This is a genomic window from Nocardia sp. NPDC051463, assembly GCF_040681975.1.
Classification (GTDB): domain Bacteria; phylum Actinomycetota; class Actinomycetes; order Mycobacteriales; family Mycobacteriaceae; genus Nocardia.
The window spans coordinates 30,851-53,011 of the sequence record NZ_JBFBAB010000016.1; the positions used below are offsets into that span (position 1 = coordinate 30,851).

General features: G+C 64.9%; 22 protein-coding genes. 10 read left to right on the forward strand and 12 right to left on the reverse strand.

Translation table 11 applies throughout. From position 1 onward, the window contains the following. Positions 1-5: 5 nt before the first annotated feature. From AB0M74_RS20980 to AB0M74_RS20990, 3 genes are all read left to right on the forward strand, one after another. Positions 6-941, forward strand: coding sequence for a metal-dependent hydrolase (locus tag AB0M74_RS20980; protein WP_366527949.1), 936 nt, complete (start codon positions 6-8; stop codon positions 939-941). Beyond that, positions 941-2,101, forward strand: a complete 1,161-nt coding sequence (locus tag AB0M74_RS20985) for a hypothetical protein (RefSeq protein WP_366527950.1) — start codon at positions 941-943, stop codon at positions 2,099-2,101. Before AB0M74_RS20980 ends, AB0M74_RS20985 begins: the two co-directional genes overlap by 1 nt. Positions 2,102-2,308: 207 nt before the next feature. Next, positions 2,309-3,634 carry an MFS transporter gene (locus tag AB0M74_RS20990; RefSeq protein ID WP_366527951.1) on the forward strand — a complete coding sequence of 442 codons (1,326 nt, stop codon included), beginning with the start codon at positions 2,309-2,311 and terminating at the stop codon, positions 3,632-3,634. Here the strand turns inward: AB0M74_RS20990 and AB0M74_RS20995 are convergent. Beyond that, entirely contained in the window at positions 3,631-4,248 is a 618-nt protein-coding gene (locus AB0M74_RS20995; protein WP_366527952.1) for a TetR family transcriptional regulator, read from the reverse strand. The two genes, AB0M74_RS20990 and AB0M74_RS20995, sit on opposite strands and share 4 nt — an antisense overlap. A 197-nt stretch (positions 4,249-4,445) precedes the next feature. Here AB0M74_RS20995 and AB0M74_RS21000 point away from each other — a divergent pair, with 197 nt between their 5' ends. Genes AB0M74_RS21000 through AB0M74_RS21010 form a run of 3 tightly spaced genes read left to right on the forward strand, consistent with a single transcriptional unit; the run spans position 4,446 to position 7,016 of the window. Further along, positions 4,446-5,504, forward strand: coding sequence for an FAD-binding oxidoreductase (locus tag AB0M74_RS21000; RefSeq protein ID WP_366527953.1), 1,059 nt, complete (start codon positions 4,446-4,448; stop codon positions 5,502-5,504). Positions 5,505-5,537: 33 nt separating this feature from the next. Continuing rightward, positions 5,538-6,686 (forward strand): acyl-CoA desaturase, encoded by a 1,149-nt coding sequence (locus AB0M74_RS21005; RefSeq protein ID WP_366527954.1) that lies wholly within the window; start codon positions 5,538-5,540, stop codon positions 6,684-6,686. Further along, a complete protein-coding gene (locus AB0M74_RS21010; protein ID WP_366527955.1) occupies positions 6,687-7,016 on the forward strand; it encodes a hypothetical protein in 330 nt (109 codons plus the stop codon). Here AB0M74_RS21010 and AB0M74_RS21015 read toward each other — a convergent pair whose 3' ends face one another. Next, positions 7,017-7,550 (reverse strand): DUF4254 domain-containing protein, encoded by a 534-nt coding sequence (locus AB0M74_RS21015; RefSeq protein ID WP_366527956.1) that lies wholly within the window; start codon positions 7,548-7,550, stop codon positions 7,017-7,019. It abuts the gene before it with no gap. Between the two features lie 329 nt (positions 7,551-7,879). Here AB0M74_RS21015 and AB0M74_RS21020 point away from each other — a divergent pair, with 329 nt between their 5' ends. After that, positions 7,880-8,266 (forward strand): hypothetical protein, encoded by a 387-nt coding sequence (locus tag AB0M74_RS21020; RefSeq protein ID WP_366527957.1) that lies wholly within the window; start codon positions 7,880-7,882, stop codon positions 8,264-8,266. Between the two features lie 64 nt (positions 8,267-8,330). Here AB0M74_RS21020 and AB0M74_RS21025 read toward each other — a convergent pair whose 3' ends face one another. From AB0M74_RS21025 to AB0M74_RS21040, 4 genes are all read right to left on the reverse strand, one after another. Continuing rightward, positions 8,331-9,524 carry an MFS transporter gene (locus AB0M74_RS21025; protein WP_366528054.1) on the reverse strand — a complete coding sequence of 398 codons (1,194 nt, stop codon included), beginning with the start codon at positions 9,522-9,524 and terminating at the stop codon, positions 8,331-8,333. Between the two features lie 44 nt (positions 9,525-9,568). Then, the gene (locus AB0M74_RS21030) at positions 9,569-10,732 is read right to left on the reverse strand and encodes a PLP-dependent cysteine synthase family protein (protein ID WP_366528055.1); all 1,164 of its coding nucleotides are present in this window, start codon (positions 10,730-10,732) and stop codon (positions 9,569-9,571) included. Between the two features lie 230 nt (positions 10,733-10,962). Continuing rightward, a complete protein-coding gene (locus tag AB0M74_RS21035; RefSeq protein ID WP_366527958.1) occupies positions 10,963-11,379 on the reverse strand; it encodes a hypothetical protein in 417 nt (138 codons plus the stop codon). Between the two features lie 53 nt (positions 11,380-11,432). Then, a complete protein-coding gene (locus AB0M74_RS21040) occupies positions 11,433-11,726 on the reverse strand; it encodes an excalibur calcium-binding domain-containing protein (protein ID WP_366527959.1) in 294 nt (97 codons plus the stop codon). A 235-nt stretch (positions 11,727-11,961) separates the two neighbouring features. Here AB0M74_RS21040 and AB0M74_RS21045 point away from each other — a divergent pair, with 235 nt between their 5' ends. Further along, complete coding sequence (locus AB0M74_RS21045; RefSeq protein WP_366527960.1) at positions 11,962-12,645, forward strand: DUF4389 domain-containing protein; 684 nt, start codon at positions 11,962-11,964, stop codon at positions 12,643-12,645. Between the two features lie 32 nt (positions 12,646-12,677). Here AB0M74_RS21045 and AB0M74_RS21050 read toward each other — a convergent pair whose 3' ends face one another. From AB0M74_RS21050 to AB0M74_RS21060, 3 genes are read right to left on the reverse strand one after another with little or no spacing between them, the layout of a single operon-like run. Further along, a complete protein-coding gene (locus AB0M74_RS21050; protein ID WP_366527961.1) occupies positions 12,678-13,670 on the reverse strand; it encodes an ATP-binding cassette domain-containing protein in 993 nt (330 codons plus the stop codon). A gap of 2 nt (positions 13,671-13,672) precedes the next feature. After that, a complete protein-coding gene (locus AB0M74_RS21055; protein ID WP_366527962.1) occupies positions 13,673-14,506 on the reverse strand; it encodes an ABC-2 family transporter protein in 834 nt (277 codons plus the stop codon). Further along, complete coding sequence (locus AB0M74_RS21060; protein ID WP_366527963.1) at positions 14,499-15,230, reverse strand: ABC-2 family transporter protein; 732 nt, start codon at positions 15,228-15,230, stop codon at positions 14,499-14,501. The genes AB0M74_RS21055 and AB0M74_RS21060 overlap by 8 nt, the downstream gene beginning before the upstream one ends. A 366-nt stretch (positions 15,231-15,596) precedes the next feature. Between AB0M74_RS21060 and ectB the strand changes: the two genes are divergently transcribed. Further along, entirely contained in the window at positions 15,597-16,838 is a 1,242-nt protein-coding gene (gene ectB, locus AB0M74_RS21065; RefSeq protein ID WP_366528056.1) for a diaminobutyrate--2-oxoglutarate transaminase, read from the forward strand. 7 nt (positions 16,839-16,845) lie between these two features. On the opposite strand, the gene AB0M74_RS21070 is transcribed toward ectB, so the two are convergent. Continuing rightward, positions 16,846-18,423 carry an alpha/beta fold hydrolase gene (locus AB0M74_RS21070; RefSeq protein ID WP_366527964.1) on the reverse strand — a complete coding sequence of 526 codons (1,578 nt, stop codon included), beginning with the start codon at positions 18,421-18,423 and terminating at the stop codon, positions 16,846-16,848. Between the two features lie 654 nt (positions 18,424-19,077). Here AB0M74_RS21070 and AB0M74_RS21075 point away from each other — a divergent pair. Then, the gene (locus tag AB0M74_RS21075) at positions 19,078-20,508 is read left to right on the forward strand and encodes a lipase maturation factor family protein (protein ID WP_366527965.1); all 1,431 of its coding nucleotides are present in this window, start codon (positions 19,078-19,080) and stop codon (positions 20,506-20,508) included. Positions 20,509-20,535: 27 nt separating this feature from the next. Here AB0M74_RS21075 and AB0M74_RS21080 read toward each other — a convergent pair whose 3' ends face one another. Together AB0M74_RS21080 and AB0M74_RS21085 are read right to left on the reverse strand one after the other, a co-directional pair. Continuing rightward, positions 20,536-21,411, reverse strand: a complete 876-nt coding sequence (locus tag AB0M74_RS21080) for a TIGR03619 family F420-dependent LLM class oxidoreductase (protein WP_366527966.1) — start codon at positions 21,409-21,411, stop codon at positions 20,536-20,538. Continuing rightward, positions 21,408-22,148, reverse strand: a complete 741-nt coding sequence (locus tag AB0M74_RS21085; protein WP_366527967.1) for a hypothetical protein — start codon at positions 22,146-22,148, stop codon at positions 21,408-21,410. The genes AB0M74_RS21080 and AB0M74_RS21085 overlap by 4 nt, the downstream gene beginning before the upstream one ends. Positions 22,149-22,161 lie beyond the last annotated feature (13 nt).

Below are 22,161 nucleotides of genomic sequence, written 5' to 3' on the forward strand. Positions count from 1 at the left end.
GCTCAGTGACCGATCTGCAAGTTCGAAAGATGCGGTTCGCATTCGCGGATTACGACGTGCCCTTCGTATGGAACGAAGAGAATCCGGCGTTCTCGTCCATGGCCAATGCGGTGTCCTTCCTGGCCATCGGCTTCGAGAAGATGATCGTCAACATGATTCGCGAGGCCATGCCGCGGATAACCGATCGCGCGATTGCGGAGGAAGCCGATGCGTTCGTGCGCCAGGAGGGGCAGCACTCGACAGCCCACCGCCAGCATGTGAATGCACTGATCAGGCGATTTTCTGGGCTCCAGGAAACTCTCAACGACGTCATCGCGGAATTCGATCGCCTCACCGTGCACACCTCACTCGACTACCGGCTCGCCTATACCGCCGACCTCGAGGCAACGTTCACCCCGGTGTTCAAACTCATGCTCGACAACGATTCGTCCCTCTTCCAGCCTGGAGACGACCGGGTCGCGTCGCTGTTCATCTGGCACTTCGTCGAGGAAGTCGAACATCGAAGCTCCGCGCTCATCATTTTCGATGCCCTTGTCGGAAGCGATACCTACCGGATGCGTATGGCCCCGTCGATATTCCGACACGTGATGCGGGTGATCAGGCTGGCGTGCGACGGCTTCAACAAGCATGTCCCGCTGGAGGATCGGAAGATCGACGCACTGGCGATGTTCGCGACGCATCGGCACAAGCACAAGCTGCGCAAGTGGCTACGACTGCCCGGCGTGGACAACGGTCCGATGCTGCGTGCCTTCGACGAACTGCCACTGGGTGAGCAACTCGTCGCGTTGGTCGGCGTCATCCGCAGTCAGTTGCCCAAGCACAACCCGGACCACGAGAAGCTGCCCGCACTCGCCGATGTGTGGTTCGAGCGCTACGACGCCGGATACGACGTCTCGCACTGGTACACCGCCGGTACGCGCGCATCGCGGCAGGCGGACTGATGGCCGATCATTGCGCACCCACCTTCGACCAGCTCGCGAACGCGCTCGGCTTTTCCTGTGCGGAGGCCGGTGGACTCGTCGAGTTGCGGAACCCTGCCGGGTTGGAGAATTGGACCCTACCGGTCCTCGAGTTCACCATCGTGCTCGGCGCGGTGCTCGCGCTGATATACGCGATCGTGCGCTTGCGTCGGCACGGTGATCCCACCAACCTGGTGGTCTGGTTCGGTGCGACCGCATACCTGTTCATTATCGAACCGCCGCTGTATTTTCCCGAGGCCTTCGGTATCGACGCCCATGTCGACACGATGTTCGCGCACAACGTCTTCACCGTGGATTTCCTCTGGGGTCGACTTCCGCTGTATATCGTCGCGATCTACCCATTGATGGCCACACTGGCCTTCGAGATAGTCAGAATGCTGGGAGTTTTCCGCCGGTACGGGGTTCTCGCCGGTGCGGTCTGCGTGGGTTTCGTCCACCACGCCTTCTATGAAATCTTCGACCACCTCGGACCGCAACTGCGGTGGTGGGAGTGGTCGATCGACAACCCGCTCAATCAACCGATGTTCGATTCGGTACCCCTGCCGAGCGTGGTTGTGTTCGCGGCGTTGTGGCCGATGTCGCTCGCGTTCTGTGTGCAGCTGTTCGTCGGTCGCCACATCGACCAGGGCCACACTTTTTCTGGACCGCAGTTGGTCTGGCGGACCGTTGTCATCGGCGTACTCGGATCTTTGGGTACCGCCGTGTTACCCATCCCCGCAACTGTTTTCGGTACGGGAAACACCACACTGCGGGGCTTCCTCTATGCGGCCGAAATGGTCATCGTCACCATTGTCGCTGTCCCGATTCTCGCCCGCCAGTGGTTGCGGCTACGGCGAGACCAAGGGAATGCTCCGTGCCAGCGCGACAGCTTCGTCCGGATCTACAGCGTGGTCTATCTGTGCGTGATGGCAGTACTCTGGGCGACCGCGTTGCCCGAATTCTTCGACGCCGTCGACGGTTCGACAAGCGAGGGGGACCCGGTCGGGAATCTCTGGTACACACTGTCGTGCTTCGTCGTCGCGGTACTCTGCGTAGCCGCCGTCTTCACGGTGCCACACAGAAAAGTCGACGAGACCGACATGCATGTCGTCAGTGCCGATGCGGTGACTCACACGTCATAGCCGGGCAATCCCGGGTGCGGTAGCAACGTGGGGTGGCCGGCCGGTGCCCTGCGAGCGCATCGGGCGTCGGGATCTCGATGTCCGCCCAACCGATCCTCGACACGCCCACGCGGCGAGCGGCCGCGGCGGCAAGGCTGAACGTGAGCAGGGACGGTTGTCTCGAGTGTTGTCCCGACGCGCCGCCGGATCCGCATTAGGCTGCGCGACATGACCGAGGTGGACGCGCGGGCGACTGTCGGGCAGGCGGCCGGGCGCGGGCAAGTGGTGGCGTGGGGATTGTGGGATTGGGGGTCATCGGCCTTCAACGCGGTGATCCTCACCTTCGTCTTCTCGGTGTATCTCACCGACAAGGTGGGTGACGATCTGCCCGGTGGGATCTCGGCGAGTGCGTGGCTGGGCTGGGCGCTCGGCATCGCGGGCCTGCTCGTGGCGGTGACCGCGCCGATCAGCGGGCAGCGCTTCGACGCGACCGCGAAACGCAAACGCTCCCTTGCGGTTCTGACCGCGCTGACGATCCTGGCGATGGCGTTGATGTTCTTCGTCCACGACGACTACCACGATCTGTGGATCGGGCTGGTGCTGCTCGGGTTCGGCTCGGCCTTCTTCGAGTTGGCGAATGTTCCGTACAACGCCATGCTGCGCCAGGTGTCCACGCCGGCGACCGTCGGCAGGGTCTCCGGATTCGGTTGGGCAATGGGCTATTTCGGCGGCATCCTGCTCCTGCTGATCTGCTACTTCGGGTTCATCTCCGGTGACGGCGACAGCCGCGGTCTGCTCGGCGTGCCCACCGATGACGGACTGAACATCCGCCTCGTCGCGATGCTGGCCGCGGTGTGGTTCGCCGCCTTCGCCCTTCCGGTGCTCTTCGCGGTGCCGGAACTACCGCGCACCAGCGCCGATCCCGGCGCGGCCAAGGCGGGCTTCTTCGGTTCCTACCGAGTGCTGTGGCGTGACCTGCGCGAGCTATGGTCCGTCGACCGTCGGACCGTCGGATTCCTGGTGGCCAGTGCGATTTTCCGGGACGGCCTCGCCGGTGTCTTCACCTTTGGTGCGGTGCTCGCCGTCCGTGTCTACGGCATCGCCGACTCCGATGTGCTCCTGTTCGGCATCGCGGCGAATGTCGTCGCTGCCCTCGGTGCGATCATCGCGGGTCGATTCGACGACCGCGTCGGCCCGAAGATTGTTATCGTCGTCTCCCTCGGCGCGATGCTCCTGTGCGGACTGGCGCTGGTCATCGTCTCCGGGCCGCTGATGTTCTGGATCTTCGGCCTCCTGCTCACCGTCTTCGTCGGCCCGGCGCAGGCTTCCGCTCGATCCTTTCTGACCCGGCTTGCCCCACCCGGCCGCGAGGGCCAGATGTTCGGCCTCTACACCACTACGGGTCGTGCCGTTTCCTTCCTCGCCCCAAGTCTTTTCGGCCTCTTCGTCTGGCTCTTCGATGCCGACCGCGCGGGCATCGCCGGCCTGCTTGTCGTGCTCGCCGTCGGCCTTGCCGCGCTGCTGATGGTGCCGGGCCCGGACCGCGCCCGCTAGTCCCTGCTCGGCCGCCAAGCGCTCATGCCGAGGGCGATGAGACGGACCTGTCGGACAGTGCGGTCGACGATGAACCGCTGGTCGCGCGGGGTTGCGGCGACGTAGGCGGCGATGCCGTCGGAGACCGTGGCGACCAGCAGATCGGCGGCGATTTCCAGATCGTCGGGCGACCAGGAATCCAGTGCGCGGACGCGAGAGAGGTCGGCGACCAGTTCGCGGACGATCAGTTGCAACTCCATCGCGATGGCCTGGCGCAGCGCCGCCGAGCCGCCGTGGCGCTCACGGGTGAGGAAGCCGAACATCTCGCGTTTGGCCGCGACCTGTTCGAAGACGAAGCGCACCGTCTCCGACAGGCTGGCATCGGGGGTGCGGCGCACTTCGCGCAATGCGAGACGCAGTGCTTTGACGCTCTCGTCGACCAATGCGGCGCCCAGATCCTCCAGCGAGGAGAAGTGGCGGTAGAACGCGGTCGGCACGATCCCCGCCGAGCGGGCGATCTCGCGCAGGCTGAGCGCGGCGAACCCGCGTTCGGCGGCCAGGGTCAGAGTGCCGTCCAGTAGTGCCTGGCGGGTTCGCTCCTTGCGTTCGCCTCGCGTTGCTGCCTGCTCGCTCATCACGGTGAGCATACATCCGTTCACCATTCGCCCCATCGAGAGATGTAGTTCGGGTCACACGTTTTGCTGGTTGACATCGGACCCTGGTCATCGGTCACACTAGTTGAGTGTACAGACGTGCACTGAAATTGGTCGCACGTCCCGAGTCCTGACAAGCAGGGCCCCGGCTCCCGACAAGCAAGGTACGGAGAACCCGAATGGTGGATCTCATCAACCTGGTGCAGACCCTGACCACGCCGCACCCTCTCGATCGGTATTTGGAACTCATTCGCCCGACGCTGACAACGCGGGTGATGCGGGCCGAGATCACCCACGTGCGCCGCTCGGTGCTGGGGTCGGTGACGCTGACCCTGCGCCCGACCAGGCAGTGGGCCGGTCACGCGCCCGGGCAGTATGTCCAGATCGGCGTGGTGATCGACGGCGTCAGGCACACCCGCTGCTATTCGCCGGTGAACGTGGCGTCGCGCCGTGACCGGCACATCCAGCTCACCGTCAAGGCACACCCGGACGGCCTGGTTTCGCAGTATCTCTACACCAGAGCGCTGCCGGGGATGGTGGTCGACCTCGCGCCCGCCACGGGCGCCTTCCGGCTGCCCGAGCCGCGCCCGGAGCGGATAGTGCTGATCAGTGGTGGCAGCGGCATCACGCCGGTGCTCGCGATGCTGCGCGCCCTCGCCGACGAGGGTTATCCCGGTGAGGTGGCCTTCCTGCACTACGCGAAATCGCCCGAGGTGCAGCCGCATCGCCCGGAACTGGCGGAGATCGAGCGGGCGCACAAGAACTTCCGCATCGAATCGCGATATACGAGTTACGGTTCGGGCTACTTCGACTACGACGAGCTGGAGCGGGTCGCGCCATGGTTCGCCGACGCACAAACCTTTGTGTGCGGCCCGCCCGGACTGATGGACGCGGTGCGCAAGATCTTCGAGGCGGAGCGGCTGGCAGACCGGCTGCACGCCGAGGAGTTCACCCTGTCGGTCGCGCCTGTGGAGATGGGCGAGGTGTTCGGCACGGTGCGGTTCGCCGCGAGCGGGGTCAGTGCGCAGAACAACGGCTCGGTGCTACTCGAGCAGGCCGAAGCGGCCGGTCTGACACCGGATTACGGCTGCCGGATGGGCATCTGTTTCTCCTGCACCGCGGTTCGGCGCACCGGCTGCACACGCAATGTGCGCACCGGCGACACCGACAGCGATCCCGATCAGCCCATCCAGCTGTGCATCAGCGCGCCCGTCGGCGACGTCGAGATCGATATTTGAGCAAGTGATTTCACTATCAAGGGGAGTTGAGCAATGACTATTTTGACCGAAACGAAAGACGGCCCGCTGGTGCTGACCCCGGACCAGGTCGAGGAGCTCGGCAGGCGCCTGGACGAGCTGCGCGCCAAGGTCGTCGCCGACCTCGGCGACCGCGACCGCGAGTACATCTACTCGATCATCAAGGCGCAGCGCGGTTTCGAGGTCGCGGGCCGTGGCCTGATGTATCTCGGCTTTCTACCGCCGTTCTGGCTGGCCGCGGTCGCCGCGCTGAGCGTGTCGAAGATCCTGGACAACATGGAGATCGGCCACAATGTCATGCACGGCCAGTACGACTGGATGCGTGAGCCGGATCTGAATTCCCGTGAGTTCGAGTGGGACAACGTCTGCCCCGGTGATCAGTGGCGGCACTCGCACAACTACATGCACCACACCTACACCAACATCCACAACAAGGACCGCGACATCGGCTACGGCATCTTGCGTGTCGACGAAGCGCAGCAGTGGAATCCCTTGCGGCTGGGTAATCCGCTGTACGCCTTCGGCCTGATGGTCCTGTTCGAGTGGGGTGTGATGGGTCACGATCTCGAGGTCGAGAACATCGTGCGCGGCAAGCGGAAGTGGGCCGATGTCACAAAGCTGTTGAGCGGCCAGTGGCGCAAGGCGGGCAGACAGGTGCTCAAGGACTATGTGGTCTTCCCGGCGCTGTCGGGTCCGCTGGTGCTCAGCACGCTCGCCGGGAACGTGACCGCGAATCTGGTCCGCAACATCTGGGCGTTCTCCATCATCTTCTGCGGCCACTTCCCGACCGGCGTACAAACGTTCACCGAGGAGGAGACGGAATTCGAGACGCGCGGTGAATGGTACGTCCGGCAGATGCTCGGCTCGGCCAACATCACCGGCGGTCGGCTGTTCCACATCATGTCGGGCAATCTGTCGCACCAGATCGAACACCACCTCTTCCCGGACCTGCCCGCGAACCGGTATCCGGAGCTGGCTCCGGAGGTGCGGGCGCTGTGCGAGACGTACGGCCTTCCGTACAACACCGGCTCGTTCGGTAAGCAGATCGGATCGGTGTGGGGAAAACTTTTCAAGCTCGCACTGCCGCCGTTCTTGGTCCGGAAGGAGAGCGCGCCCGGTGTTATTGTGATGCGACAACAGCAGCCAACTGAAGTGGGCGTGTGAATGATCGGGAAATTCGAAAGCAACAAGGATTTGATCCAGGAATTAACGACTTCCGGTGCACGGCATGTCGGTAATATTGCGTCGATCATCACCGGCACCGTGCAGGACGTCACTCGGGAGATCGGCGAGTGGATCACCGATGCCATCGAGATGAACGAAGCCGCGGCGGCGGCGCGGCGCGATGCTGCGTCGCCGCACGAGGACGCGTTCGCCGATGATCTGCTCGATGAAGGCCCCGGCGTTTCCTACGACGCGGAAGGGGAGCCCCCCGCGGGCGCCGCGTTCGTCGAGGCCGAGGTGGTCGAGCCGGGGGTCGAAGACCTCCGGTGATCACCACACCGGCAGCCGGCGCCGGTGTTCGTTCACATCGGTGATCAGATCCTTGTAGCCGTCGGTCAGCTCCGCCAACCGGCACCACTGCAGGTGGGCTTCCCCGTCCAGCTGCAGTGGGTGTGGGTCGGCGGGTGCCGAGATTCCTAAAGCCTGTTGTGCCGCAATCCATTTCGCGGCCATTCGATCGATGACGGCGCCGAGGGTCTCGGTGTGCAATGAGGCGCCGGTGCGGTGCTGGATATTGGCGGCCACCCAGTGGTCGATGCGGCCCACCAGTTCCGCGCGATGCCCGTCGATGTCCTCGACCAGCTGTGTGCACGCCGCGACGCATCCGCTGGAGGCCCCGGGGGTGTGCGCGGCCTGCTGGGCTCGGTGCCTGCGTTCATGGCATTCGACCAGTTCGCGTGCCGCAGCCAGGACCCGGTGTTGTCGGCGATTCGGGTTGTCGGGCTCGCGGAACGCGCGCAATAACGCTGACGGTGGTGGCAGCTCTCCGGTTCCGATACGGCTTGCTGCGTATTCGGTAGGCATGATGCATACCTCTGCGGTAACGATTGCGATATCTGGATGCGCCAGGGCCGAGGGGGATTTCGAGGAGGGGCACCCCTCGGCTCCGGCGCAGACCCGCGCCCGGAGCGCCACCCCCACAGTCCACCAACACGGCAAAGAAACCGGGAAATCCGCGACGATGCGATGAGGAAGACGGCCCGAGAAATCGGGACTCTTTCAGGAAAGCTCGATAGTCGGATCCACGCAACCGTATGGTGTAAAAAGAGAGAACCTGCCTGGAAATTGTTATGGTCCGTTACGGATCGGTCACATGAGGGCGGCATCGATGTCGGGGCGAAATCCGTGAGCGCATGGGCAGCAACCTGATCCGGTGCGGTAGCTGCGCAGCGCCCCTTCATCGGCTAGCCTCGATGTTCGTGCCTGCCTATGTGTCCTCGCCCGAGTTGACATTCGGCTTCATGTTCGCCCTGGAAGACCCCGAGCGAATTGCGGAGGTCGTGCGCAACCTCATCGTCCGCAAGACCGTGTCGGTGTTTCGACTCGCGCGGCTGTCCGACGACGACGGGCCGCCCGAACGATATGTCGTGAACTGGGCTGCCATTCCGCAGATTTCGATCACCACTATCGCTCCCGAACCGGACGAGATGGCGGCCAACCGCACCATGCTGGTGAATGCCTTCCTCAGCGAGGCGGGCGAAGTGAGCCTGTATTCGGCTACGGGTCAAGCGCCGTCCTGACCTGTGCCGACCTGCCCCGGGCACGGTGTGCCCGGGGCAGTCTCGAGCTCACGATGCGGGATGCTCAGCCGACCGGCAGTGGCGCCTCCAGCCGCCCGGAGCGCGCGAGCGCAGACAGTCCGCACGCAGATGCCGCGCCGACGGCGATCAGACCCGCCCACGCGAGCGAACTCATGCCCGCGCCGCGCGCCGCATCCAGGATCGTCCCGGTGCCGAGGTTGCCGAGCAGAATGCCGATACCGACGATGGTGTTGTAGCAGCCGTAATGGGTGGCGACCAGACGATCACCGCACAGCGCGACCACAGTGTCCATCTCGAACGGGAACACCGCCGCCGCGCCCACTCCCAGCACCGCCGCGGTGACCAGCAGCGCGCCGACCGCAGTCCAGGTTCCTAGTCCATTGCCCGGCACCAGCAACAGCGGGACGAACGCGGCCGCCAGTACTGCCATGCCGATGACCAGGCTGTGTGGACGACCCCATCGCCGCGTGAACCAGCGGGTGATACGCAGCTGGCCTGCGATCGCGATCGTGCCGGACACCACGAACACCGCCGTCATCACCACAGACGCCGAATCCGCGCCGACGATGCGGGCGGCCTGCATCGGCAGCGCGAGATAGACCTGGAAAGACAGCACATAGCAGCCGATCATCGCCAGCGCGAAGAGCAGGAATGGACGATTGGCCAGCACCACCCGCCAGTCCTCGAGCACTGACACGGTTTCGGGTTCGGCCCGATGCTGCGGCAACGCGCGCAGCTGGGCAAGGGTGAGCAACCCGAAGACCACCGCCGCGCCTGTCGCGGTCGTCCGGAAATCGAAGGCCATCAACGCCAGACCGACGATCGGGCCGAACAGGATGCCTGCCTGGTAGAAGATGTTGAACACCGCGAACGCCTCGACCCTGCGCTCGGCCGAGTCCACCGCGAGGTAGGCCCGTACCGCGGGGTTGAACAGTGCGCCCGCGAAACCGGTTGCCGCCGAGGCGATCAGCAGCGCGGGCAGCGAATCGGCGAGGGCAAGCAGCGCGAAACCACCGGTGCGCAATAGGCACCCGGCCACGATGAGCGGCTTGTAGCCGAGCCGATCGGCCAAGGTGCCGCCCAGCAGGAACATGCCCTGCTGGGAGAAGTTCCTGATGCCGAGCACCAGGCCGATCGCCCAGGCGGCCAGGCCGAGCGGGCCGGCCAGATATCCGGCGAGATATGGCATCAGCATGTAGAAGCCGGTGTTGATGGCGAACTGGTTGATCATCAGCATCCGGCTCGGCCGGTTGAAGGATCTGTAGGTGGCGTAAACATTGGTCACCGGGTGACCTCCGGTGCTGCCTCGCCGACGGGCAATGGTGCTGCCGCAGCGCGGTGCGACACTGTGGCCGGACCGGTGCGCCTGCTCGGTTCCGGTGCCGTCGGTTCACCGTGTCCTTCGCGATTGCGGGGATCGACGACAGTGGTGCACCTGGTCCACGAGTCGACAACGGCGGCCGCCGGATGGGCGATCGTCGCCGGTTCGCGCGGTGCGGCGATGCCGAGCAGCCCGTTCGCGCGGCAGTACTCGTCGTTGTACACAGTGTCGAAGTAGCGCAGCGGACCGTCAGGGAAGACCGCGGCTATCCGCACGTCTCGGTCGCTGGTGCGGGCCAGCCAACCTGCGACCAGTGCGACAGCGCCCACGCTCCAGCCGCCGCTCGCGTGATGTGTCGCGGCCAGCGTGCGGCACGCCCACACGGCCTCGGACGGTGCGACCCAATGGATTTCGTCGAATGCCGGATAGTCGACATTGTCGGGATGGATGCTGGAGCCGAGCCCGCGCATCAGTCGCTGGCCCGCTGGCTGCCCGAATATGGTGGACGCGACGGTGTCGACGCCGATCAGCCGCAGGTGCGGGAAGTACTGGCGCAGCACCCGGGCGATGCCCGCGGAATGGCCGCCGGTGCCCACCGAGCACACCAGCGCATCGACCCGGCCCAGCTGCGCGACCAATTCCATGGCAAGGGACGCGTAGGCATCGCGGTTGTCGGGGTTGCGGTATTGGTCGGGGCACCAGGCCCGCGAATCCTCGGCGAGCAATGTGGCTACCCGGTCGCGACGGGCCTGTTGCCAGCCTCCGGTCGGATGCGGTTCGGTGACCATCTCCACTTCGGCGCCGTAGGCGGCCAGCATGTGCCGCATCAACGGTTCGAGACCGGGGTCGGTGACGAGGCGGACCGGATGATGGTACTCCATGCCTGCCAGTGCCAAGCCCAAACCGAGTGTGCCGCTGGTCGATTCGATAATGGGGGCGCCCGGTGTCAGCTCGCCGCGCGCGGTCGCGCGCGCCACCATGTGCAGGGCGGTGCGGTCCTTCATGCCGCCGGGATTGGCGCCCTCGAGCTTGGCCCAGAACCCGCGGCCATCCGGTGCGTGCGCCGAATCGGTTGTGGGAGAGAGGGGTTCGGTGATCCACAGGACCGGGGTATTGCCGACCATCGTGGCGGGGCGTTGGCAGCGATTCGCCGTCGTCAACAGACTTGCGGGACTCGGCAGCGCGGCCGGGTCGGTCGGGAGAGCGGGCTCTAGCAGGTCGTGCGTGCGCACAGCCAGGTGCTGCATGGGAATCGTCGATTCTGTTCGGTCGCTGGTGGACAGCGAGCGGGTGAGTGCGGGAAACGCACGAACACCGGCCGGGCCCCGGCAAGCTCCGGCCTGACGCTGGCCGATCAGATTCTGGCGATGCCGATTCGAAGGAGGGTGTCTCTGCCTCGACGGGCGGGCAGCAGTGATGGCGGTGCGCGGAGCCCGCCGCCGAGGGCGGCGGGCAACGGCAGCACGAATATCAGCGTCGCGGCGAGGATCAGCAGGCCGAGCATCGACGATGCGCCGCGGGGCAGGGTGACGACTACGGCGTCGTTGGACAGATGCTGGTCCGGCGCAGCCGCGTGCTGATGACGATCGATCCCGAACTGAACCGGGGCGGGCGAGGGCACCGACGGGTCGGCCGATTCGATATGCGCGTGAGCGGTGCTCGCGTGCGGGAAGAGGTGACACTCCGGCAGCGCGAGCGTCAGCGCCCAGAGGGTGAACGCGAAAGCGATCACCACCCGGGTTCCTGGGAAACGCATCGCGCTGAACATCACGTTTCCCGATAGTACAAGCCGCACCGCGGATGTCACGGGCTGATCTGTCGGTCTCAGCGGGTCGGGCGCACCGCGCAGGCGACGCCGTCCTCCGCGCCGTCGAGCTTGTCCAGCGTGATCGAGTAGCCCTTGTCGGTCCGCCGCAGCGGTGGCTTCCCGATGGCCCACGCTTCGGTGCAGTCCTTGAACGGACGTTGCGGAGTGCTGGTGACGGTCGACGTCGCGGCCGGTCGGGAGGAACTCGAGCTGCGGCGCTTTTTGCTCTTGCCGCAGCCGCTCATCGACAACACCAGCACAGCGACGAGCAGCGCGCCGATGACGAGCACAAAAGGACGAGACTTACGCATTGAATTACCCCCGAGGTAATACGATTGGACAAACGCCGCCCAGTGTTTCGCGCCGTGGCGTCGTGGTGCAACACCGGGTTGCCACGGGCGGGGACTGTGGGGTGCGCACCCCCGGGCGGGATTCGTTGGCGTGTCGGTATCCGAACGTGGCTTCGGAGCTGCTCTGGTACGAGACAATCGGGACATTCCGCAACCTGAACCGTTGCGTGTCGAAGCACCCGAAGGAGCATCGATCATGGAACCCGAAAATCCTGTCGATCTGGGTAAGTCCGTCGAACCTGTTCGTATCAGAGGAGATCTCGATCCAGCGCTGTCGCGCTGGCTGTGGTTGGTCAAATGGATCCTGGCCATCCCGCATTACATCGTGTTGTTTTTCCTGCACATCGCATGGGCCGTAGTCACCGTGATCGCTTTTTTCGCGATCCTGTTCACCGGCAAATATCCCCATGGGCTATTCGATTTCGGTGTCGGAGTGCTCCGCTGGAGCTGGCGGGTCGGGTTCTACGCTTGGTCACCGCTGGGCACGGACAAATATCCGCCCTTCAGCCTCCAGTCGAACGCGGACTATGCGGCCGATATCGAGGTGGACTATCCGGAGCGACTGCATCGCGGTCTCGTCCTGGTGAAATGGTGGTTGCTTGCTATCCCGCACTACCTGGTGGTTTCGGCGTTCGTCGGTGGCGGATACCTGGCCTTCGGTGACGACTACGGCGTCTCCTGGGTGCCTTTGCTACCGATTATCACGCTGATCGCGGTGGTGGTGCTGCTGTTCACCGCGGTCTATCCGAAGGGCCTGTTCGATTTCGCGATGGGAGTCAACAGATGGGTGCTGCGGGTGCAGGTGTACACCTCGCTGCTGCGTGACGAATACCCGCCCTTCCGGCTCGACCAAGGTGCGCGGGAACCCGAAAACAACTGAACAGTAAGGCAATAGAGCCGGACATCGAGCGACTACCAGGTGGCGGATTCGTAGATCCGCCGGACCACGTCCTCGATGTCCGGCTCTTCGATGGAGAGGTCACGTACCACGGCGCGGTCCGACACTGCCGCGAGAAGTTGTGCGGCCGTGATTTTTTCGGAATCGAAGGCCAGCCGTTGGCGAATCCCGTCGCCTTCGCTCGTCAGGAGCTCGGCACCGGGAAGGTTGTCGAGATCATCGGTCGGCTCGGCCAGGTCGACGGTGAGCACGCGTCGGGCGCCGACCCGGACCGCGAGTCCGTTCACCGATCCGTCGTAGACCAGGCTGCCGCGATCGACGACGAGAACTCGATCGCATAGTCGCTCGATATCGCCCATATCGTGGGTGGTGAGCAGCAGCGTGGTACCACGGTCGGCCCGCTCGGCGCGCAGGAACTCGCGTAGCCGCTGCTTGGAGAGCACGTCGAGACCAATGGTCGGCTCGTCGAGGATCACCAGCTCCGGTGCGTGCAGCAGCGCCGCGGCCACCTCGGCCCGCATCCGCTGCCCGAGCGACAACTGCCGCACCGGAGTGTCGAGCGTTTCGGCCATCTCGAGCTGTTCGACCAATTCGTGGGTGCGCTTGTGCGCGACGTCGGGCTCCAACCGGTGAATGGCGGCCAGGATCGAAAACGATTCGCGCAGCGGCAGATCCCACCAGAGCTGCGAACGCTGCCCGAACACCACCCCGATGCGGCCTGCCAGATCGCGCCGCTGCCGGACAGGTTCCAGGCCGCAGGTGCGTACGGTACCCGCGGTGGGGACCAGGATGCCGGTCAGCATCTTGATGGTGGTCGATTTGCCCGCCCCGTTCGCCCCGATATAGCCGACCGCAGCGCCGCGGTCGATACGGAAGGTCATCCTGTCGACGGCGGTGAGTATTTCGCGGCGTCGGCGCCAGCGACGCCCATTCTTGCGATACAGGATGAATTCACGTGTCAGGTCCCTGATGTCGATGATTGCATCCGGTAATTCACTGTCCGCCATGCTTATCCGCCGCCTCCCTGATAGTGCCGAGTACCGATTCGCCACAAGCCGAGTGCGAGCAGCCATACCCATATCACTGCGAGCGGGGAGAGCCAGGCCAGCCAGGCCGGCAGCAGCGGCGGCCCAGGCAGGTCGAGCAGCGCGATGGTGGGTAGATATGCCGTGAACGAAACCGGGATGGCGAATCCGAACAGCAGCTTCAACGGTGTCGGAAACACCGACGCGGGTTGCATGGCCGCGAAAGACCCGCCATAGGTGAAACTGTTGGTCAGCTCGGATCCGTCGATCAGGAAGAACTGTGCGCCGGCGGCGCACACGAACAGGCCGCCGAACACGGCGATCCCACTGGTCAGTGTGATCGCCAGTAGCGCCGATGTGTCAGGGCCCCAGCAGATATCGTTGCGAATGAGGCCGAGGGCGAGCACGACGATCGCGACCGAAGCGCGGGCGAGGCGGCGCAGCGAGATATCACTGGTGATGAGCTGCAGCAGCAGTGGCTGCGGACGTAGGTAGTACGCATCGATCGTGCCCATCCGAATGAGGACCGGCAGCGAATCCAGGTGGCCGAACAAGACCTGAGCCAGTGCAAAACTCGTATTGCTCAGCCCGAACAAGAGCAGCGCGCCGTCCAGGTCGAGGCCGCCGAGAACCCGGACATTGTGGAAAATGACCCACACCTCGGCAAACTCCACCAGCCCGATCAGGAACGCACTGAATACCTCACTGGCAAAGGACAATCGGTATGTCTGCTGAGCGCGGATCCGGGACGCGAGTACGGCCGCGTAGGGGGTGCACCAGGAGCCTGCGGGTGCGGGCGCGAACGGCGGCTCAGCCACCTTGCACCTCCAGCCTGCGGCGCCCCGCCGCGAGTAACACCCGGCCCACCGCGCCGATCACGAGCACCCAGAACACCTGTGCGGCGACGACCGTCACCGCCGTCATGTCGGTGACCCGGCCCGAGAGGATGTCGATCGGGGACTGCAGGATCGACGGAAACGGGGTGGCCTGCGCAATCGTGCGCAGCCAGTCCGGGAACATGTGCACCGGGACAAAAAGCCCGGCCAGAAACGTGCCGCAAATTTGGTACAGCACTCGCAGACCACGTGTTTCCACCACCCAGAATCCGATCAGCCCGACGGCGAACAGGCACAGGAAGGACAACGCCACCGCGAGGAGCACGCTGAGCACACCGAGCAGGTAGGGAGCGGGCGTGTTCGGCATGGTCAGTCCGAAGGTGAGCACGCCGACGAGCACGCTGGGCACGCCGCGCGGCAGGATGGTGGCCACCGCTCGGCCGAGATCGGCTGCCAGATAACTGCATTGGATATCGACCGGTCGCAAGAAGTCGATCGCGATATCGCCATTCTTGACCCGGTCGACGAGCTCCAATGGCGGACCCATGAATTGGGTTGCGCCCAGCAGCCCCTGGGACAGCCAGACATAGGCGCCGATCGTGCCCTCGTCGTAACCGCCGAAGCCATCCGAGGCGCGCACCGCGGCCATCATCACTGCGGCCCGGACGAATCCGAAAACACAGTTGGTGAATAGCCCGGCGAACATCGCGAGCTTGTACTGTGACTGTCGCCGGAAACCTGCTCTAGCAAGGCGAACATATACCATCATCGCTCGCCGAAGGTGCACTGCTACAGCGAGCCAACCTTCCCCCTCCGCTCTGGCGCGCACAAACAGTTAACTCTAGAGGGGGCCAGCGGACGCGCGGAAGATCTCCGCGCGATTTTTGGAAAAGCGCTACGCACTCGGTGCACGAGTGTTAGAAACACAGTCACTTCAGATTGACCGTCGTCGCCACCCGACGGAGCTGCTCGTGCACGACAGGAAGGATCGTCGATGACTGTCACCGCTGCACAGGTCGGTCCGAACGGTGCCGCGGGCGACTGCTCGCCGGCCGGTCGAAACAACACCGAGATGACCGTCTTCGAGGAACTCGAGTCGAATGTCCGCGGGTACTGCCGCTCCTGGCCTACGGTGTTCGACACCGCGAGCGGGGCCTGGCTGCGCGACGAGAACGGCAAGAACTACCTGGACTTCTTCGCGGGCGCGGGCGCACTGAATTACGGCCACAACAATCCGGTCCTCAAGCGCGCCTTGATCGACTACCTGGCGGGCGACGGGATAACCCACGGGCTGGACATGTCCACAGTGGCCAAGCGCGGACTGCTGGAAACCTTGCGCGACACCGTCCTCGCCCCCCGTGGCCTCGACTACAAGGTGCAGTTCCCCGGACCCACCGGCGCCAACGCGGTGGAGGCCGCGTTGAAGCTGGCCCGCAAGGTCACCGGCCGGCAAACGATTCTCAACTTCACCAACGCTTTTCACGGAATGTCGCTCGGCGCGTTGTCGGTCACCGGCAATGCCGCCAAACGGGCGGGCGCAGGGGTGCCGCTGGTGCACGTGACACCGATGCCCTACGACGGCTACCTCGATGCCGCCGACGCGCTGGGCTGGATGCGCCGCGCGCTCGACGATCCCTCCTCGGGCGTGGACATACCCGCCGCGGTGATCGTGGAGACGGTGCAGGGCGAGGGCGGGGTCAATGTGGCACGCGCGGAATGGCTTCGGCAGCTCGCCGAATTGTGTGCCACCCGCGGCATCATGCTGATCGTCGACGACGTGCAGATGGGCTGCGGCCGAACCGGGCCGTTCTTCTCCTTCGAGGTTGCGGGCATTACCCCCGACATCGTCACCCTCTCGAAATCGATCGGCGGCTACGGCTTGCCGATGGCGCTGGTGCTGTTCAGGCCGGAGCTCGATCAATGGGCGCCGGGCGAGCACAACGGCACCTTCCGCGGCAACAACCCGGCCTTCGTGACGGCCAGGGTGGCACTGGAGCACTACTGGTCCGACGGTGCCCTGCAGAAAGCTGTGCTGGCCAAAGGGGAGCGCACGGCTCAGGTGCTGGCCGAGCTCGTCGCCCCCTTCCCCGGCCTCTCGACCCGCGGCCGTGGCCTGGTGCACGGCGTGGTGTTCGAAGACGCGTCGCAGGCGGGCAAGGTATGCCAACTGGTTTTCGAGCGCGGACTGCTTGTCGAAACCTCCGGCTCGGCCGACGAGGTTGTGAAACTTATGCCGCCGTTGACCATCACCGACGACGAACTCGAACGCGGATTGGCGCTGCTCGCCGGGGCGGTCGAGGTGATCTGCGGCTGATCGGGCGTCAGTCGAACGGGGACTTATCGACGGCACAACCGGTGTGCTCCGGCGGCAGCAGGCCCGAGAACAGGTAGTCGCGTTTGACTTGTTCGGCGCAGGTGCTCTGCACGTACATACTGCTGTGGCCCGCGCCCTCGATCACCACCACCTGTGCCTTGGCCAGTTCCGCGGCGCCCGCGTAAGCGCCGCGCAACGGTGTCGCCGGGTCGGACCGGCTGTTGAGCACGAGAATCGGTGCGGCAGTGCGGCGGTTCCACGGGCCGGTGTACCGGTCGGCGTCGTGGCCCTGCCAGAACGCGCAGGGCAGCGCGTCGAAGACGCCGATACGTCCGAAGTATTTCACTCGCTGGTCCTCCGAGACCGCGGCGCGACTGTAGGCGGCGGGATCGGTCGGAACGACGGAGTCGCTGCACTGGATCGTGTAGAAGGCTTCGGTGCGATTGCCCAGGTAGGTCGCCTGCTGTGCGACCGGTCGCAGGCCAGGGATGGCGGTGCCCGTATCGAACAACTTCTGCAGCAACACGGCGAGGTCGGGGTAGTCCGACGGCTTGGAAAGCTCGGCGGCGGCATTGATGACCGCCGCGTACGTCCACGTCTGACCATCGACCTTGATCGGGGCCAGCCGCGCTCGTTCCGCGAGCACTGTCCACTTGAGCTTCGGGTCGCCGGCGGCGAAGGCGCAGCGCGGCCCGGCGGCCGAACAATCTCGCAGGAAAGCCTCGAAGGTCGCGGCTATGCCGCCCGCGACATCCTGCCTGGTGTCGAGTGGAATCGTCGGGCCTTCGCCGCCGTGGCCGTTGGTGTTGCCCTCGAAGTCCATCGATCCGTCCAGCACCAATGCCCGCACTCGGCTCGGGAACATGTTCGAGTAGATCGCGCCGAGCTGGGTGCCGTACGAAATGCCGTGGTAGGTCAGTTGTGGATCGCCGACCGCGCGGCGCAGCAGTTCTAGATCGCGTGCGGTGTTGGCGGTCGAGGCATGATCGAGGATCGGGCCTGCCAGCTGCTTGCAGCGATCGGCGAGCTCGGCGGAACTGGCGAAAAACGCTGCCTCGCCGCTCGCATCGGTGGGCATGTCCGGCAGGGATCCGAGGAACGCCCGTTGTTCGTCGACATCGGAAAAGCATCTTGCCGCCGCGCTGCGCGCCACCGATCGAGAGTCCCAGGAGACGATGTCGAACCGAGCCCGCAGTTCCTCGGAGAACAGCCACGGCCACCGCGCCCGCTCCCGCAGTCGGTCGACGCCGGACGGGCCGGGTCCGCCGAAGTTGACGAAGAGGGTTCCAATTCGCCGACTCGGATCCGCGGCGGGCAATTTGATCGTCGCCAGCTCGATCTGTTCGCCACCCGGCAGGTTGTAGTCCAGTGGAACCTGTGCGGTGGCGCACTGGAATCCGTCCTGGCAGTCCGACCAAGACAACGTCGGAGTGGCCGCTGCTTCGGCGAGGCGATCGAGGTAGGGGTCCGCTCCCTCCTCCGCCGATGCCACCGTGGGTAGGCCGAGCACGCTCACACCGACGGCAAGCGCCATCAGGGTGGCGCGGACTCGGCGAGACCTGTTGTGCGCCAAGGATGAATCCAATCGAACGCCTTCCTGTGCACAGCCAACCGAGTCGGCTGCATCATTCCAGCTCCTCGATCTCTACCATTCCCACTAATGGAAATCATTGTCCGGTAACGCGATTGCGACAGTACTGGCTCCAGCACCGCTGATCGAACTCGGGTCGCAAACCACGAGGAGGCATTTGGCAATGGGAGGTCTGACGCTGATGACGTTCACGACAGTCTTCGCGGGGCTCTGCCGCCTGCCGGACGGTCGAGCGGCGATCGGCACGGGTTCGACCGGGGAGGGTGGTTCAGCTGAGGTCGACCATTGCATGGCTGTGGTTTCCTGCGCGGAAGGGGCTGCCCTTCGAAGGGGGCGATTCGTGCACGAGGTGCGGCGATGCTGGTCGAATCTCCCGGTGTGTGCTGTTCTTCGATCGGTCGGGAAGGGGAGAAAGCCTCGTCGGCCTACTCCCGATGCCGTGATGGATCGCTGGTGGGTGGGCAGTACCGAGTACCGATGAGCTCGCTGGTCCAGGGCGTCGGTGTCTCCCCGTGCGAGGTTTGTCCGTCGGGGTGCCGGGTACGGCCCAGCTATGACGCCAGTCGGTGATCTACTGTGCGCTTCTACCGTGTCGGGTTTGCCCGATTCGATCTCGGTGGCACCGGGGGTGGCGTGGGGGAGCGGTCAATGATGTCCTTCACCGAATCCGAGTACTGGTTGGGCAGGCTGGTCTTCCAGCGCGGCCTGGGCGTCATCTATCTGATCGCGTACCTGGCGGCCGCGCGACAATTCCGAGCGCTGATCGGTGAGCGGGGGATGCTGCCGGTGCCGCGGTTCGTGAGGCGGGTCTCGTTCCGTGTGGCCCCCAGCATTTTTCAGCTCTACTACTCCGATCGCTTCTTCGCCGCCGTCGCGTGGTTCGGCGTCGTGCTATCGGCCGCGATCGTGGCCGGAGTGCCGGATCTGTTGCCGCTGTGGGCGGCGATGCTGCTGTGGACGGTGCTGTGGGTGCTGTATCTGTCCATCGTCAATGTGGGGCAGGCGTGGTACGCGTTCGGATGGGAGTCGCTGCTGCTGGAGGCTGGATTCCTGGCGATCTTCCTCGGCAATGATCGGGTGGCGCCGCCGCTACTTGTGCTGTGGCTGGCTCGGTGGCTGTTGTTCCGAGTGGAGTTCGGCGCGGGACTGATCAAGCTGCGCGGGGATTGCTGCTGGCGGGATCTGACCTGCCTGTACTACCACCACGAGACCCAGCCGATGCCCGGTCCGCTGAGCTGGTTCTTCCACCATTTGCCCAAGCCGCTGCATCGAGTGGAGGTAGCGGCCAACCACTTCGCTCAACTCGTCGTGCCGTTCGGGCTGTTCGCGCCGCAGCCGGTCGCGAGTGTGGCCGCGGCGTTGCTCATCGTCACCCAGCTGTGGTTGGTGCTGTCGGGCAACTTCGCCTGGCTGAACTGGGTGACGATGCTGCTGGCCGCCACCGCGATCGACCGATCGTCGGTCGCGGCCGTGCTGTCGGTGCCGGATGCTCCGGCATTGCCCGGCGCGCCACCGTGGTTCGCGGGTCTGGTGATCGCGTTCGCCGTCGCGGTGCTGTTCCTGAGCTACTGGCCCGTGCGCAATCTGATGTCCCGGCATCAGCGAATGAACACATCCTTCAATCCTTTTCGCCTGGTCAACGCCTACGGGGCCTTCGGAACTATTGGCCGCATCCGCGAGGAGGTGGTGTTCGAGGGCACCGAAGACGCGGAGATCACCGAGCGGACGCGGTGGCGGGAGTACGAGTTCAAAGGCAAGCCGGGTGATCCGAGCCGATTGCCGAGGCAATGGGCCCCATACCATTTGCGGTTGGACTGGCTGATGTGGTTCGCCGCGATCTCGCCGATGTACGCCCGCGGCTGGCTGTTCGCCTTCGTCGAGCGACTGCTGCGAAATGACTCGGCCACACTGCGACTGCTGCGCAGGTGTCCCTTCCCCGACGCGCCGCCGCGGTTCGTGCGGGCGCGGATCTACGTCTACCGCTTCACAACCCGCGACGAGTTGCTGCGCGAACGACAATGGTGGCATCGCGAACTGGTCAGCGAGTACCTTCCACCGATGACGGCCTCGCCCGCCTGATCCGGAGTGCGTCCGACACGTGGATCATTATGGTGAGTGGGCGATGATGGACTCCGCGTACTGCTCCAGCCGGTCGATTTTTGCCGACAGCGGCTCGATGTCGAGTCCGTGCCGGTAGGAGGGGCGGAATCCGACGATGACATCGGTAACGCCCCGATCCTCCAGTCGTTTCACCCCATCGAGGGAATAGGCATCGGGTGCGACGACGTGGATTTCGAACGGAGACCTCGGATCATCACGTTCGCTACGCAGTTCATCGATCCGGTCGAGCAGTCGGGCCAGCTCCGCGTCGTCGCCGCCCGCGTGCATCCACCCGTCGCCGAGCCGAACGGCCCGGCGCAATGCCGCGTCGCTGTGCCCGCCGACCAGGATCGGCAGTGGCTCGGTCGGCGCGGGCGTGAGCTTGATCCGCTGGATGTCGTAGAACTCGCCGTGGAACTCGAAGTAGCCGCCCGCGCACAGCCCGCGGATGATCTGCACGCATTCGTCCATCCGCTTGCCGCGGCGTTCGAACGGCACGCCCATGATTGCGAAATCCTCTGGCCACGGACTGATTCCGACGCCCAGCGCGAATCGATTGCCACTCAAACAGGCCAGTGAACCGGCTTGTTTGGCAACCAGCACCGGCGGCCGGATCGCCAGCTTGAGCACGAACGGCAGCACCCGAAGCGTGGTGGTCGCGGCTGTCAGAGCCGACGACAGCACGAAGGCCTCGACGAATGGCTTGTCCTCCAGGAATTCGCGATTACCGTCGGAGGAGTACGGGTAAGTCGAGTCGGACTCGGCCGGATAGGCGATGCTGTCGGCCACACACATACTGGTGAACCCGGCCGCCTCGGCAGCCCGCGCCAGCGGCACATAATGCGCCGGATCGGTCATCGCCTGCGAGTAGGTGAATCTCATGCGCCGGTGTTCTTCGGTACCGCAGCGGGATTCGTCACCATGAATGGGTTGCCGACCGGATACCTGCTCACCGACACGGTATCGAGGTTTCGATCTGCCCCGATCCGCGCGACCGACGCCATCATCCGCTCGACGCGCTCCTGGAACTCGGCCGCGTCCCGTGCGCCGTACCAGACCATCGGATCGGTGAGCGCCGCGGCCGGAAACTGTTCCTCGACAATGGCATCGATAGCCGGCGCGTCCGGTGTGATCGCCCGGACCACGACGTTCTGTGTATAGCCGAACGTCGATTGCGTCTCGACCGCCACCGCGGTGTGCTGCCCCTGCCAGCGGCTCAGCCATTCCTCCGGCGTGAGCTCTGCGGGCCTGCGCAGGAACGCCAGGTTGCCGAAGCCCTCGGTTCGCGCCGGAATCGAATCGTCCAGCCGAAGCGGCACCGACTCGGTCACCAGATAGCCGTGCGCCGCGGCGCACACCGCGCCGAGGATGTCTGCCGCCGCCGTCGCCGCGGCGCCGTAGCTCTGCTCGACCCAGACTGTGACGACCGCGGCGATCGGCGGATCCATCGTCGCGTAGCGCATCAGCGCGTCGTGCACCACCGCATCGCGGACGTAGACGGTGACACCCGCCACCCCGAGTTCGACGAGATGGTCGGCCACGGTGGTGCGTAGTGCTGTACACCACGACTCGGTGGCATCGCTATCGGTATGCCGCAGGACGAAGACCAGTTTCTCCACCTTGCCGAAAGTA